Genomic DNA, 13,969 nt, shown 5'->3' with positions numbered 1-13,969 from the left:
GCCCTCGCCACGCGCACCCTCAGTCAGCAGAATGCCGAGACCGGCAAGGCCGGTGGGGTGGAACTGGAAGAACTCCATGTCTTCCAGCGGCAGCTTCTTGCGCCAGATGATGCCGACGCCATCCCCGGTCAGGGTGTGGGCGTTGGAGGTGGTCTTGAAGATCTTGCCGAACCCGCCGGTGGCGAAGATCACCGCCTTCGAGCGGAACACGTGCAATTCGCCGGTGGCAAGGTCGTAGGCGACCACTCCGGCGATGCCGTTCGGCTTGCCGTCATCGTCGGCGACGGTGATCAGGTCGAGCACGTAGAACTCGTTGAAGAAGTTGATGCCGAGCTTGACGCAGTTCTGGAACAGCGTCTGCAGGATCATGTGGCCGGTGCGGTCGGCCGCGTAGCAGGCACGGCGCACGGGCGTCTTGCCGTGGTCGGCGGTGTGCCCGCCGAAGCGCCGCTGGTCGATCTTGCCCTCGGGCGTGCGGTTGAACGGCAGCCCCATGTTCTCGAGGTCGATGACCGCGTCGATCGCCTCTTTGGCGAGGATCTCGGCGGCGTCCTGGTCGACGAGGTAGTCGCCGCCCTTGACGGTGTCGAAGGTGTGCCACTCCCATGAGTCTTCTTCGACGTTGGCCAGGGCCGCCGCCATGCCGCCCTGCGCCGCACCGGTGTGCGAACGGGTGGGGTACAGCTTCGAGATGACCGCGGTGTTCGCTCCCGGCCCTGCCTCGATGGCGGCGCGCATGCCGGCGCCGCCGGCGCCGACGATGACGATGTCGAACTGGTGGTAGTGGACGCCGTCCTTGACGACGGTCTGCGCGGGGGTGCTCTGTGTGCTCACGTGTGGGATGCCTCTGTCTTGTGCGTCGTCCGGCGGGTCATCGGTCTGCGCACAGCTGCTGCAGAACGTCGCCGCTTTCGGCGGTGAAGCCCAGGCACGGGTCGAAGGTGAAGACCACGAGCGTGCCGAGCACGATCAGCAGCGCGGCCGACAGGCCCAGTGCCCAGATGAGCACGCTGCGCAGGCGCGGCCCGCTGACGTAGTCGTTGACCAGGGTGCGCATGCCGTTCGCACCGTGGATGAGGGCGAGCCACAGCATGAGCACGTCCCACCACTGCCAGAACGGGGTGGCGTACTTGCCGGCGACGAAGGCGAAGTCGACGCCGTGGATGCCTTCGCCCACCATGAGGTTCACGAACAGGTGGCCGAAGATCAGGATGATCAGCAGCACACCCGAGATGCGCATGTAGATCCAGCCCCACTTCTCGAGGTTGGGGCCCGCGCGGTGCGTCGCGTGCGGTGCGCGGGGGGCAGCGATGTCTGCTCCCGGAGCCTGTCGAAGGGTCATCAGAGCCCACCTCCGAACGCGAGCATGAGATGCCGCGGCGTGAAGCCCAGCATCGTCACGGCCCACAGGCCGATCACGCCCCACCACAGCTGTCGCTGATGGCGGGTGGCCCACGGCCAGAAGTCGACGAGGATGATGCGCAGCCCGTTGTATGCGTGGTACGCGATCGCCGCGACCAGCACGACCTCGCCGAGCGCCATGATCGGGTTCTTATAGGTGCCGATCACCGCATTGTAGGCCTCGGGGGACACGCGGATGAGTGCGGTGTCGAGGATGTGCACGAGCAGGAAGAAGAAGATCCCCACTCCGGTGATGCGATGCAGGATCCACGACCACATGCCCTCGTGACCGCGGTACAGAGTGCCGCGGGGGGTCTTGGACGTGGTATCCGACACCGACGGTGTGACGCGTGCTGGTACAGACACGGCCGCCCTCCCTGGTCTCGAACGCTGCAGCCATCCTATTCCCGTCGCGACGCGACCCGGCGATTAGGCAATCCTTACCGGTTACTCTGGCTGCATGGCCGAGCCTATCGAGGACTTCTACGCCGTCATCCCCGCGGGAGGCATCGGCAGTCGGCTGTGGCCGCTGTCCCGGGCCGATGCGCCCAAGTTCCTGCACGATCTGACCGGCTCCGGGCGGACGCTGCTGCGCGACACGTGGGACCGCCTCGAGCCGCTCGCCGGACGCGACCGCATCGCCGTGGTGACGGGGCGTGCACATCGCGCCGCCGTGGAGAAAGAGCTGCCCGGCATCCCGGATCGCAATGTCTTCCTCGAGTCCGAGCCGCGCGAGTCCACGGCGGCGATCGGCCTGGCGGCGGCGATCCTGTCGCATCGCGAGCCCGATGTCGTGATCGGATCGTTCGCCGCCGATCACGTCATCCGCGGCACCCGCACGTTCGAGTTCGCGGTGCAGCAGGCCGTGGCCGTCGCCCGTGACGGGTACGTGTGCACGATCGGCATCCAGCCCTCCGAGCCGTCGGTCGGCTTCGGCTACATCCAGAAGGGCGACGAGCTCGACGTCGACGGCGCGCCCGAGGCGACGCTCGTGCAGAGCTTCGTAGAGAAGCCCGATCTCGACACGGCGCGCGAGTACTACGCCGACCGCTCGTACCTGTGGAACGCGGGCATGTTCATCGCGCGCGCCGACGTGCTGCTCGGCGAGATCGCCGAGAACGAGCCGAGCCTGTACGCCGGGCTCATGGATCTGGCCGAGGCGTGGGATGACCGTGATCGACGCGGTCCGGTCGTCGATCGGGTGTGGCCGACGCTGCGCAAGATCGCGATCGACTACTCGGTGGCCGAGCCCGCCGCCGCCCGCGGGCGCCTCGCCGTGGTGCCGGGGCATTTCGACTGGGACGACGTGGGCGACTTCGCGAGTCTGGCCAAGCTCAACTCGGGCGGCCGCAGCGAGCACCTCGCGATCCTCGGCGAGCACGCCCGGGTGCTCGCCGACACGGCCAGTGGCATCCTGGTCAGCCAGACGCATCGCGTGATCAGCGTCGTCGGGGTGAAGGACATCGTGATCGTCGACACCGACGACGCGCTGCTGGTCACCACGAGCGAGCATGCCCAGCGGGTCAAGGGCGTCGTCGACGCGTTGAAGCTGACCGGTCGCGGCGACGTGCTGTGACCGTGGTTGGTTGCGTCTTTGTAACCTTTCGGCGCCGAGGGCGCCTCGGCGCTGCGCTTGCGGCGTGACAGTAGGTAACTTTCATTCAGCCACCCGCGAAGTCCGCGGGGTCCCTTGACGTGGAGGCGTGAGTTGACCATCACTACCACCAAGAAGCTCCTCGGCCTCACCGCCGCTGCGGGCATGATCGTTGCGCTCGCGGGTTGCGGTTCCGCACCCACGACCGACCCGACGTCCGATGCCCCCGAAGAGGCGCTCGACTTCCTTCCCTGCCTCGTCTCCGACGAGGGCGGCTGGAACGACAAGTCGTTCAACCAGTCGGCCAAGGAGGGTATGGACCGTGCCGCAGCCGAACTGGGTGTGACGCCCATCGAGCTCGAGTCGGCCTCCGAGAACGACTACGCGCGCAACATGGAGACCGCCGTCTCGGAAGGCTGCGACCTCATCGTCTCGGTCGGCTTCCTGCTCTCGGCCGCCACGGTCGAGTCGGCGCTCGCCAACCCCGATGTCGACTACGCGATCATCGACGACTGGGCCGACAACGACTTCGACGGCACGGTCGACGCGCCGAACGTCAAGCCGCTCGTGTTCGACACGGCGCAGGCCGCCTACCTGGGCGGCTACGCGGCCGCGGCCTGGTCGGCGCAGGCGGGTGTGAACAAGGTCGGCACCTTGGGCGGCATGCAGATCCCGTCGGTCGCCGTGTTCATGGACGGCTTCGCGCTCGGCGTCGACAAGTTCAACGAGGACAAGAGCGGCGCGGTCGAGGTCTTCGGCTGGGATGTCGCTTCGCAGCAGGGTGCCTTCACCGGCGGCTTCGCCGCGAACGACACCGCGAAGCAGACGGCGCAGGGCGTGCTCGACCAGGGTGTCGACGTGATCCTGCCCGTCGGTGGCCCGATCTACCTGAGCGCCGCCGCGGCGATCGCCGACAGCGGCGACGACACGCTCATGATGGGCGTGGACTCCGACCTGGCCGCCGCCGACTCGTCGGTGGCCGACATCACGCTCGTGTCGATCATGAAGGCGATCGACGTCGCCGTCTTCGACGCGACGGTGGCCGCAGCCGGGGGCGACTTCGACCCGGCGCCGTACGTGGGCACGCTGGAGAACGAGGGTGTGAAACTGTCGAGCTTCCACGAGTTCGAGGCCGAGCTGCCCGATGGCCTGCTCGATGAGCTCGCGGCGCTGCAGCAGCAGATCATCGACGGAACGATCACGGTCGAGTCGCCGAACTCACCGTAGTCCACCGCACACAACCGGGGGCGAGTCGCGCATGTCGCGGCTTGCCCCCGGTTCTGTCCAGAATGCAGCGGTCCCCTCCCGGTGAGTGGACAGGATGGATAGGGTGCACACTATGAAGCTCGAGCTCCGTGGCATCACGAAACGATTCGGCAGCCTCGTCGCGAACGACCACATCGACCTCACCGTGGAGTCGGGCGAGATCCACGCGCTGCTCGGGGAGAACGGCGCCGGAAAGTCGACGCTGATGAACGTGCTCTACGGCCTGTATCAGGCCGACGAGGGCGAGATCCTCCTGGACGACGAGGTCCAGCACTTCCGCGGCCCCGGCGACGCCATGGCCGCCGGCATCGGCATGGTGCACCAGCACTTCATGCTCGTGCCCGTCTTCACGGTCGCCGAGAACGTCATGCTCGGCCACGAGAAGACCACGGGCCTCGGCCGGCTCGACCTGCAGTCGGCACGTGCGCACGTGCGCGAGGTCGCCGCCCGCTTCGGCTTTCAGATCGATCCGGACGCCATCGTGGGCGATCTTCCTGTGGGCGTGCAGCAGCGCGTCGAGATCATCAAGGCGCTGTCGCGCGATGCGAAGGTGCTGGTCTTCGACGAGCCGACCGCGGTGCTCACCCCGCAGGAGACCGACGAGCTGATGGGCATCATGCGGCAGCTGCGCGACGAGGGCACGTCGATCGTTTTCATCACCCACAAGCTGCGCGAGGTGCGCGAGGTGGCCGACCGCATCACGGTCATCCGCCTCGGCAAGGTCGTCGGAGAGGCCGAGCCCACGGCGACCAACGCCGAGCTGGCGTCGCTCATGGTCGGCCGTGCGGTTGAGCTGACCGTGCAGAAGTCGCACTCGAAGGTCGGCGAGGGCGGGCTCGCAGTGCGCGATCTGCGCGTGGTGACCGGGGCGGGCGCCGTCGCGGTCGACGCCGTCGACTTCGAGGTGAGGCCCGGAGAGGTGCTCGTCGTCGCCGGGGTGCAGGGCAACGGGCAGACCGAGCTGGTGGAAGCGCTCGTGGGGCTCGCTCCGCAGGTCACCGGCTCTATCCAGCTCGACGGGATCGAGCTGGTCGGCAAGAGCGTGCGCGGCATCCTCGATGCCGGCGTCGGCTTCGTCCCGGAGGACCGCACGGAGGACGGACTGGTCGCCGGGTTCACGGTCGCCGAGAATCTCATCCTCGACCGTACCTCCGACCCGGACTTCGTGCGGGTCGGCACCATCCGCCGCGGCGCGCTCGACACGTTCGCGCGGGAGCGCATCGAGGAGTTCGACATCCGCGCACAGGGTCCGGACGTGCCGGCCGGAACGCTGTCCGGCGGCAACCAGCAGAAAGTCGTCATCGCCCGCGAGATGAGTCGCGAGCTGCGTCTGCTGGTGGCGGCGCAGCCGACGCGCGGCGTCGACGTCGGCTCGATCGAGTTCATCCACAGGCGCATCATCGAGACCCGGGACGCCGGCATCCCGGTCATCGTCGTGTCCACCGAGCTCGACGAGGTGACAGCTCTCGCCGACCGCATCGCGGTGATGTACCGCGGGCGCATCGTCGGCATCGTTCCCGACGACACACCGCGCGACACCCTCGGCCTGATGATGGCCGGGGCAACCGAACCCGAGGAGGCCGCATGAGCGGCGCGACATCCGGCGCGGGCGGGGAACTGCAGCCCGACCAGCAGTTGCCGCACGTCTCAGGACCGCTGACGGGCGAGGAGCCGCCCGCCCCGCCGCGGTCCAACCAGATCATGCGCGAGATACTGCGCGGCAACGCCGTGACCACGATCCTCGCGATCGTGCTGGCGCTGATCGTCGGCGGCATCCTCATCGCCGTGACCAACCCTGCCGTGCAGGCAGCCTCAGGGTACTTCTTCTCGCGGCCCGGGGATACGCTCGTCGCGATCTGGCAGTCGGTCTACAACGGCTATGAGGCGCTGGTGCGCGGGTCGATCTTCAACGCCCGGGGTGACGACTTCGCCACGCAGATCCGCCCGCTGACGAACTCGCTCGGCTTCGCCGCACCGCTCATCGCCGCCAGCCTCGGCGTGGCACTGGCGTTCCGCACCGGGCTGTTCAACATCGGCGCGCGCGGGCAGATGCTCGTCGGGGCGATCTTCGCGGGACTGTTCGCGTTCAGCCTCGACCTGCCGCTGTGGCTGCACCTGCCCATCACGCTCATCGCCGGCATCGCCGGCGGTGCGATCTGGGGCGGCATCGTCGGCCTGCTGAAGGCGAAGACGGGTGCGCACGAGGTGATCCTGACGATCATGCTCAACTACATCGCGTACTACCTGCTGCTGTGGATGCTGCGCACCCCCGGCCTGCTGCAGCGTCCGGGCACCAATCAGCCGATCTCGTCGGCCACACCCGAGACCGCCCAGTTCCCCGAACTGCTCGGCCCGAGGTTCCCGCAGCTCGACTGGGGCTTCGTCGTCGTCATCCTCGCCACCGTGTTCGTGTGGTGGCTGGTGGAGCGATCGAGCCTCGGCATGCGCCTGCGCGCGGTGGGGGAGAACCCCAACGCCGCCCGCGCCGCCGGGATCAACGTCGGCCGCATCTACACCTACGCGATGCTGTTCGCGGGCGGCCTCGCAGGCCTCGCCGCGATGAACCAGATCCAGGGGGCGGTGACGACGGGATTCGCCGCCAACATCGATGCCGGCCTCGGTTTCGATGCGATCACGGTCGCGCTGCTCGGGCGCAGCCGCGCCTGGGGTACGTTCGCCGCGGGCATCCTCTTCGGCGCACTCAAGGCCGGCTCCGGAACCATGCAGGCGCAGGGCATCCCCGTCGACATCGTGCTGGTCGTCCAGTCGCTGATCGTGTTGTTCATCGCGGCGCCGCCGCTGCTACGCGCCGTGTTCTTCCTGCCCAAGACCGATGCCGAGAAGGCCGCCAAGGCAAAAGCCAAGGCCGCACGGAAGGCGGTGTCGGCATGAGCTCTCCGGCACACGCCCTCGAGGCCGACGGCACGCTGCACCTCGACACCGTCAGGCGTCGCCGGTTCAAGGTTCCGATCTCGCTCGCGATCGTCACGGTCCTGCTGGCGGTGTTGTTCCTCACCGTGCCGCGCGACGGTACCTCCACCTTCCGGATCAGCGAGGGCGTCACCTTCGTCGCCCTCCCCGATGTGTCGGTGCCGACCGGGCCGACGAGCTGGATCCTCGTTGCCTTCCTCGCGGTGCTCACGCTCTGGGCGCTGTGGGACGCGTGGTCGTACCGCACTCCAGCGCTGTGGATCACGATCGTGTTCGGCATCGTCGCGGTCTTCGCCTTCCTCGTCTGGTCGTCGGCCGGTGGTCTCGTGCCGATGGCGAGCCTGCTGTTCGGGGCGGTGTCGCTGTCGGTGCCGCTCGTGTTCGGTGCGCTGGGCGGTGTCATCGGTGAGCGCGCGGGCGTCGTCAACGTCGCCATCGAGGGCCAGCTGCTGCTGGGCGCCTTCTCGGCTGCGCTGCTGTCGAGCATGACCGGCAACCCGTTCGTGGGTCTGATCGGTGCGATGGTCGGCGGTGTGCTGGTCGCGTTCGTGCTGGCCGCGTTCGCGATAAAGTACCTCGTCGACCAGGTCATCGTCGGCGTCGTGCTGAACGTGCTCGTGACGGGACTCACCGGCTTCCTCTACGGTGCGCTGCTCGTGCCGAACGAGGAGGTGCTGAACCGCCCCGAGCGCTTCACCACGGTCAAGATCCCGCTGCTCAGCGAGATCCCGATCATCGGTCCGGTGCTGTTCAACCAGACCTTCATCGTGTATCTCATGTTCCTCACCGTCGCGGCGGTCGCCTGGGCGCTGTACCGCACCCGCTGGGGTCTGCGCGTGCGCTCGGTCGGCGAGCACCCGCAGGCTGCCGACACGGTGGGCATCAACGTCAACTCGACGCGCTTCTGGAACGTCTCGCTGGCCGGTGCCATCGCCGGAATCGGCGGCGCGTACTTCACGCTCGTGTCGGTGCCGCAGTTCAGCAAGGAGATGACCGCCGGGCTCGGCTTCATCGCCCTGGCCGCTGTGATCTTCGGGCGCTGGGATCCGATCCGGGCCGCTCTCGCCGCACTGCTGTTCGGGTTCGCCACCAACCTGCAGAACCTGTTGACCGTGCTGGGCACGCCGATCCCCAGCGAGTTCATGCTCATGCTGCCGTACGTCGTCACGGTGCTCGCCGTCGCCGGGTTCGCCGGCCACATCCGTGCACCCGCGGCCGACGGCAAACCGTACATCAAGGGCTGACGACGAAAGGCCGGATGTGACCGACATCGACTGGGACGACCTGCGCGCCGCCGCCACCGAGGCGATGCAGCGGGCGTACGCCCCGTACTCGCGCTACAAGGTGGGCGCGGCGGCGCTCGTGACCGACGGCCGCGTCGTGCAGGGCTGCAACGTCGAGAACGCGTCGTACGGCGTCGGGCTGTGCGCCGAGTGCGGGCTCGTCTCGGAGTTGAACATGAGCGGCGGCGGGCGGCTCGTCGCGTTCGTGTGCGTCAACGGCGATGGCGAGACCATCATGCCGTGCGGGCGCTGCCGGCAGCTGCTGTACGAGTTCGCCGTGCCCGGCATGCTGCTCGAGACGGTGTCGGGCATCCGCACCATCGACGAGGTGCTGCCGGATGCCTTCGGGCCGCGAGACCTGCAGGCGCACGGTGGGACGGAGGCCGTTCAATGACGGTCGAGCCGTTCGACGCCGTTGACGTCATCCGCGCCAAGCGCGACCGGCATGCCCTTCCCGAGTCCGAGCTGCGCTGGCTCGTCGATGCCTACACGCGCGGCTACGTCTCGGACGCGCAGATGTCGGCGTTCGCGATGGCTGTGCTGCTCAACGGCATGTCCCGTGACGAGGTGCGCGTGCTCACCGACGCGATGATCGCGTCGGGTGAGCGCATGAGCTTCGCGAGCCTCGCAGTGCCGACGGTCGACAAGCACTCCACGGGCGGCGTGGGCGACAAGATCACCCTGCCGCTCGCGCCGCTGGTGGCCGCGTTCGGCGTCGCGGTGCCGCAGCTGTCGGGCCGGGGACTCGGGCACACCGGCGGCACGCTCGACAAGCTCGAGGCGATCCCCGGGTGGCGGGCGGCGCTCAGCAACGACGAGATGCTCGCGCAGCTGCGTGACGTCGGCGCGGTGATCTGCGCGGCGGGCACGGGCCTGGCTCCCGCCGACAAGAAGCTGTACGCGCTGCGGGATGTCACCGGCACGGTCGAGGCGATCCCCCTCATCGCCTCGAGCATCATGTCGAAGAAGATCGCCGAGGGCACCGGCGCCCTCGTGCTCGACGTGAAGTTCGGCTCGGGCGCCTTCATGAAAGACATCGACCGCGCCCGCGAGCTCGCCCGCACGATGGTGGCGCTGGGCACCGACTCGGGGGTCGCCACCACCGCGCTGCTCACGCAGATGAGCACGCCGCTGGGCTTGGCGATCGGCAACGCCAACGAGGTGCGTGAATCGGTCGAGGTGCTCGCCGGCGGCGGCCCCGCCGACGTCGTCGAGCTCACGGTGGCGCTCGCCCGTGAGATGCTCGCGCTCGTGGGGCAGCCCGACGTCGACGTCGAGGCGGCGCTGCAGGACGGCCGGGCGATGGACGTCTGGCGTGCGATGATCCGCGCGCAGGACGGCGACCCGGATGCCGCGCTGCCCGCGCCGCGCGAGACGCTGTCGGTCACGGCCTCGCGGGCGGGTGTCGTCACCCGGATGGACGCGTTTCCGTTCGGCGTGGCTGCCTGGCGCCTGGGCGCCGGGCGGGCCCGTGCACAAGACCGGGTCGTGCACGCGGCCGGCATCGACCTGCACGTCAAGCCCGGTGACAGAGTGGATGCCGGGCAGCCCGTGTTCACCCTGCTCGCCGACGATGCCGCACGCTTCGACCGCGCCCTCGACGCGCTGGACGGTGCGTGGGAGGTCGGAGACGCGGCATCCACTCCCGCCCCGGTCGTCGCCGAACGCATCACGGCGTGAGCCCCAGACATCCAGCGAAAGGATCCTTGCCATGCCCATCGACGCATCCGGCGATATGACAGTGCAGGGCGTCTCGCTACGCAGCCTGCCCAAGGTGTCGCTGCACGACCACCTCGACGGCGGCGTGCGCCCGGCGACCGTGCTGGAGCTGGGCCGCGAGACGGGGATCGACCTGCCGGCGGCGGATGCGGCCTCGCTGGCCGACTGGTTCGCCGAGAAGTCGGACTCGGGCTCGCTCGTCGAGTACCTGAAGACCTTCGACCTGTCGATCGCGGTGATGCAGACCGCCGACGGACTGCGCCGCATCGCGCGGGAGTTCGTCGAAGACCTCGCCGAGGACGGCGTGGTGTACGGCGAGGCGCGCTGGGCGCCCGAGCAGCATCTGACCGGCGGACTGTCGCTGGAAGAGACCGTCGAGGCCGTGCAGGCCGGCCTCGACGAGGGCGAGGCTGCGGTCGAGCGGTCGGGCCGCAGCATCCGGGTCGGGCAGTTGATCACCGCGATGCGCCACACTGATCGGTCGCTCGAGATCGCGAAGCTGGCCGTCGCGTTCCGCGGGCGCGGGGCGTCGGGGTTCGACATCGCGGGGCCCGAGGACGGGTTCCTGCCGGCACGGCACCGCGAGGCGTTCGACTACCTGGCGTCGCAGTTCTTCCCCGTGACGGTGCACGCCGGTGAGGCGGCGGGGGTCGACTCGATCCGCTCGGCGCTACTCGACGGGCGCGCGCTGCGCCTCGGGCACGGCGTGCGCCTGGCCGAAGACCTCGAGGTGGTCACCCGATCGGGCGACGAGGTGCAGGTGCGGCTCGGCGACCTGTCGCGGTGGGTGCGCGACCGCGAGATCCCGCTCGAGCTGTCGCCGTCGTCGAACCTGCAGACCGGCGCGATCGCGGCGTGGGGCGAGGAGCTCGCCGACCATCCCTTCGATCTGCTGTATCAGCTGGGGTTCTCGGTGACGGTCAACGTCGACAACCGCACCATGAGCCGCACCTCGCTCACTCGCGAACTCGCGTTGCTGGCCGACACCTTCGAATACACCCTCGACGACCTCGAAGCGTTCCAGCTCAATGCCGCGGCAGGGGCCTTCCTCTCGGTGGAGGACCGCGAGGAGCTCATCGAGATCATCGCAGACGGCTTCGCCCGCTGACCGCTGGCCTTACCGGTGACCGCTGGCCGCGGCGCGGCCCGCGCCGGCGCATCGGGGCGCCGAGGGGCGTGCCGCCACGGCGGCGCGCGATGCGGGGCGGCTATGGTCGGCTCATGGACACGCGCGAAACCCTGCGGAACTCGGCACGCGAGCGTGCGCAGCGCGACGGCCTCGTCCGCCAGATCGAGGCTGTCGCGGGCCGGCGCGAGGCGGTGCGACAGCGAGTCGCTGCGGCGGAGGCGGCGCTGGCCTCCGAAGAACGCGATGTGGCTCGGCTGGAATCGTTTTCGCTGACGAAGGTGTGGGCAACGCTGCGGGGAACCGAGCACGACGACCTGCAGCGCGAGCGGGCCGAAGCTGATGCCGCGCGGTACACGCTCGCGCAGGCGCGAGCTCTTTTCGATGCCGAGGAGCGACACCTCGCATCGCTGACGGCGCAGCACGATCGACTCGGGGACCTCGACGCCCGCCACGCCGCAGCACTGGAGGCGCGCGCGGCGGAGGTGCGCGCGGGGGATGCCGCACCACCGAGACTGGACGAGATGCTGGAGCAGCGCGGGCGTGTGCAGGCCGAGCTGGTCGAACTGCAACAGGCGCTCGGCGCCGCCGGCCATGCACAAAGCGTGCTCGCTGAGGCCGCAGCCCGGCTGGACAGCGCCGACGGGTGGGCGACCTACGACACGTTCTTCGGCGGCGGCCTCGTGGCCGACCTGGTCAAGCGCGGCCACATGGACAAGGCCGCGGAGCTGATCCGAAAGGCCGACCGTGCGCTCGCCGAACTCGGCGCCGAGCTCGCCGATGTGGGAATCGCGGCGATCGGAGACCTTCAGCTCGATGGCCTGGTGCACGCCTTCGATGTGTGGTTCGACAGTTTCTTCGCCGACCTCGCGGTACGCGACCGTATCCGCAGCGCGGTCGCGCGGGTGCAGGAACTGCGTGCGGGCATCGCGGCGGTCCGCACCGACCTGTCCGCTCGGATCGTCGGCGCGACTGCGCGCGACGCCGAACTGGCCGCAGAGTACGAGCGGCTGCTCACCGACTGACTGTCGCGGTCGCGCCGACGGGCGGCGCACCGCGCGTGGTCTCGTTGGAGACGGCTCGTACCTCGATCCGGCCACGTGCGGCGGGGCTGCGTGTCAGCGGTCCCGCCGCACGTCGCCGGTTCTGTCACGCATCACGGGTCAGCGGTGCGTCAGTGGTCCTCCGGCGTCGCCGCAGACTGAGCCGCAGCGCGGGCGGATGCTGCGTCGTCCGCGGCAAGGGCAGCTTCGGCGATGCGGTGGGCATCGTCGAGGCTGTGGAGCAGCAGGGTGGCTCGCACGTCGGCGAGGGCGGTGGGGGCCATCGACAAACTGGTGGCGCCCAGGCCCACGAGCACGACCGCGAGCAGCGGGTCCGCGGCGGCTTCGCCGCAGATCCCGACGGGTTTGCCGTTGCGAGTGCCGCCGTCGGCGGTGGCCTTGACGAGCTTGAGCACCGCCGGGTGCCACGGATCCTGGAACGAGGCCACCGATCCGAGCAGGCGGTCGGCGGCCATCGTGTACTGCGTCAGATCGTTCGTGCCTATCGAGGCGAAGTCGGCGACGGCGAGCACCCGGTCGGCCATCAGCGCCGACGACGGAACCTCGACCATGACACCGGCGGTCTTGATCCCGTGCTCGCGGGCGAGGGTCACGAAGTACTCGGTCTCTTCCACGTTCGACACCATCGGTGCCATGACCCACAGGTCGGCGTCGGTGGCGGCGTCGGCCTCGGCCAGCGCGGTGAGCTGGTCGCGCAGAATGTCCTCGCTCGCGCGCAGCGCACGCAACCCCCGCAGACCCAGTGCCGGGTTCTCTTCCTGCGCGTCATTGAGGAAGGCGAGGGGTTTGTCGGCCCCGGCATCCAGCGCCCGCACGACGACCTTCTTGCCCGGGAAGGCCTGCAGCAGCTCCCTGTACGCGGCGCGCTGCTCGTCGACGGTGGGGGCCGCGGCGGCGGACAGGAACAGGAATTCGGTGCGGAACAGGCCCACGCCCTCAGCGCCCAGGTCCACCGCTTCCTGCGCACCGCCGGGTTTGCCGAGGTTGGCCAGCAGCGGCACGGCGGTGCCGTCAGCCAGGGCGCCCGGGGTGATCGGGGCGGATGCCGCCGCCGCGCGCGCCTCGGCCCGCTGTCGCGCCTGTGTCAGCTCGTCGACGGTCGGATCGGTCGTCACAGTGCCCTGCGCGGCATCCACGATCACCGTCTCGCCGTCGGTGAGACCGGCAGCCTCGGCCGCCCCGACCACCGCGACGATCGACTTCTCGCGCGCGAGAATCGCGGTGTGCGACGTGGGTCCGCCCTCGCTGGTCACCAGGGCCAGCACCGTGTCGAGGTCCAGCAGGGCAGTGTCGGCGGGAGCGAGGTCCTTCGCGACAAGAACGAAGGGGTGGCCCGGGTTCGGCACGCCGGGAGCGGGCAGTCCGCGCAGGCGCGCGAGGACCCGCTGGGCGACGGAGTCGAGTTCGGCGGCGCGCTCGCCGCGGGAGCCGCCCATCGCCGCGAGGGTGTCGCGGAAACGCGCGACGGCGTCGAAGACGGCGACCACACCGGTCTTGCCCGCTTCGATGCGCGCAGCGATCTCGCCGTCCAGAGTCGGGTCCTCCGCCATCATGGCTTGCGCTTCGAGCACCTCGCGGGCCGCTC

13 protein-coding genes are annotated in these 13,969 nt (G+C 69.5%); 9 read left to right on the top strand and 4 right to left on the bottom strand.

Translation table 11 applies throughout. The features are described 5' to 3' along the window. The 3 genes from ACK5IN_RS10075 to sdhC all read right to left on the bottom strand — a co-directional run. Positions 1-834, bottom strand: an 834-nt coding sequence (locus ACK5IN_RS10075) for an FAD-binding protein (protein ID WP_416896055.1), incomplete at its 3' end; no start/stop codon positions are given. Positions 835-871: 37 nt separating this feature from the next. Beyond that, entirely contained in the window at positions 872-1,342 is a 471-nt protein-coding gene (locus ACK5IN_RS10070; RefSeq protein WP_416896054.1) for a succinate dehydrogenase hydrophobic membrane anchor subunit, read from the bottom strand. Beyond that, positions 1,342-1,767, bottom strand: coding sequence for a succinate dehydrogenase, cytochrome b556 subunit (gene sdhC / locus ACK5IN_RS10065; protein WP_416896053.1), 426 nt, complete (start codon positions 1,765-1,767; stop codon positions 1,342-1,344). Before sdhC ends, ACK5IN_RS10070 begins: the two co-directional genes overlap by 1 nt. A gap of 94 nt (positions 1,768-1,861) precedes the next feature. Between sdhC and ACK5IN_RS10060 the strand changes: the two genes are divergently transcribed. From ACK5IN_RS10060 to ACK5IN_RS10020, 9 genes are all read left to right on the top strand, one after another. Then, positions 1,862-2,977 (top strand): mannose-1-phosphate guanylyltransferase, encoded by a 1,116-nt coding sequence (locus ACK5IN_RS10060; RefSeq protein WP_416896052.1) that lies wholly within the window; start codon positions 1,862-1,864, stop codon positions 2,975-2,977. A 132-nt stretch (positions 2,978-3,109) separates the two neighbouring features. Beyond that, a complete protein-coding gene (locus ACK5IN_RS10055; RefSeq protein ID WP_416896051.1) occupies positions 3,110-4,222 on the top strand; it encodes a BMP family lipoprotein in 1,113 nt (370 codons plus the stop codon). Between the two features lie 112 nt (positions 4,223-4,334). Next, positions 4,335-5,849, top strand: a complete 1,515-nt coding sequence (locus ACK5IN_RS10050; RefSeq protein ID WP_416896050.1) for an ABC transporter ATP-binding protein — start codon at positions 4,335-4,337, stop codon at positions 5,847-5,849. Next, entirely contained in the window at positions 5,846-7,153 is a 1,308-nt protein-coding gene (locus tag ACK5IN_RS10045) for an ABC transporter permease (protein WP_416896049.1), read from the top strand. The genes ACK5IN_RS10050 and ACK5IN_RS10045 overlap by 4 nt, the downstream gene beginning before the upstream one ends. Next, on the top strand, positions 7,150-8,436 hold the full coding sequence (locus tag ACK5IN_RS10040; protein ID WP_416896048.1) for an ABC transporter permease: 1,287 nt from the start codon (positions 7,150-7,152) through the stop codon (positions 8,434-8,436). The genes ACK5IN_RS10045 and ACK5IN_RS10040 overlap by 4 nt, the downstream gene beginning before the upstream one ends. A gap of 16 nt (positions 8,437-8,452) precedes the next feature. Continuing rightward, entirely contained in the window at positions 8,453-8,869 is a 417-nt protein-coding gene (locus ACK5IN_RS10035) for a cytidine deaminase (protein ID WP_416896047.1), read from the top strand. After that, positions 8,866-10,155 carry a thymidine phosphorylase gene (locus ACK5IN_RS10030; RefSeq protein ID WP_416896046.1) on the top strand — a complete coding sequence of 430 codons (1,290 nt, stop codon included), beginning with the start codon at positions 8,866-8,868 and terminating at the stop codon, positions 10,153-10,155. The genes ACK5IN_RS10035 and ACK5IN_RS10030 overlap by 4 nt, the downstream gene beginning before the upstream one ends. Positions 10,156-10,186: 31 nt before the next feature. Next, the gene (locus ACK5IN_RS10025) at positions 10,187-11,302 is read left to right on the top strand and encodes an adenosine deaminase (RefSeq protein ID WP_416896045.1); all 1,116 of its coding nucleotides are present in this window, start codon (positions 10,187-10,189) and stop codon (positions 11,300-11,302) included. Between the two features lie 113 nt (positions 11,303-11,415). Next, positions 11,416-12,345, top strand: coding sequence for a hypothetical protein (locus tag ACK5IN_RS10020; protein ID WP_416896044.1), 930 nt, complete (start codon positions 11,416-11,418; stop codon positions 12,343-12,345). 149 nt (positions 12,346-12,494) lie between these two features. Here the strand turns inward: ACK5IN_RS10020 and ptsP are convergent. Then, positions 12,495-13,969: phosphoenolpyruvate--protein phosphotransferase (ptsP, locus tag ACK5IN_RS10015; protein ID WP_416896043.1), on the bottom strand; the 1,475-nt coding region annotated here is incomplete at its 5' end.

This window comes from Microbacterium sp., assembly GCF_047971895.1.
Taxonomy (GTDB): domain Bacteria; phylum Actinomycetota; class Actinomycetes; order Actinomycetales; family Microbacteriaceae; genus Microbacterium.
Note: the sequence above shows the minus strand (reverse complement) of the source record. Positions and strands in the feature narration are given on the sequence as shown.

Excerpts from the sequence above, each read along its gene's own strand:
- ACK5IN_RS10070 (WP_416896054.1), bottom strand. The coding sequence starts at position 1,342 with ATGACCCTTCGACAGGCTCCGGGAGCAGACATCGCTGCCCCCCGCGCA.
- ACK5IN_RS10060 (WP_416896052.1), top strand. The coding sequence starts at position 1,862 with ATGGCCGAGCCTATCGAGGACTTCTACGCCGTCATCCCCGCGGGAGGC.
- ACK5IN_RS10050 (WP_416896050.1), top strand. The coding sequence starts at position 4,335 with ATGAAGCTCGAGCTCCGTGGCATCACGAAACGATTCGGCAGCCTCGTC.
- ACK5IN_RS10045 (WP_416896049.1), top strand. The coding sequence starts at position 5,846 with ATGAGCGGCGCGACATCCGGCGCGGGCGGGGAACTGCAGCCCGACCAG.
- ACK5IN_RS10040 (WP_416896048.1), top strand. The coding sequence starts at position 7,150 with ATGAGCTCTCCGGCACACGCCCTCGAGGCCGACGGCACGCTGCACCTC.
- ACK5IN_RS10030 (WP_416896046.1), top strand. The coding sequence starts at position 8,866 with ATGACGGTCGAGCCGTTCGACGCCGTTGACGTCATCCGCGCCAAGCGC.
- ACK5IN_RS10025 (WP_416896045.1), top strand. The coding sequence starts at position 10,187 with ATGCCCATCGACGCATCCGGCGATATGACAGTGCAGGGCGTCTCGCTA.
- ACK5IN_RS10020 (WP_416896044.1), top strand. The coding sequence starts at position 11,416 with ATGGACACGCGCGAAACCCTGCGGAACTCGGCACGCGAGCGTGCGCAG.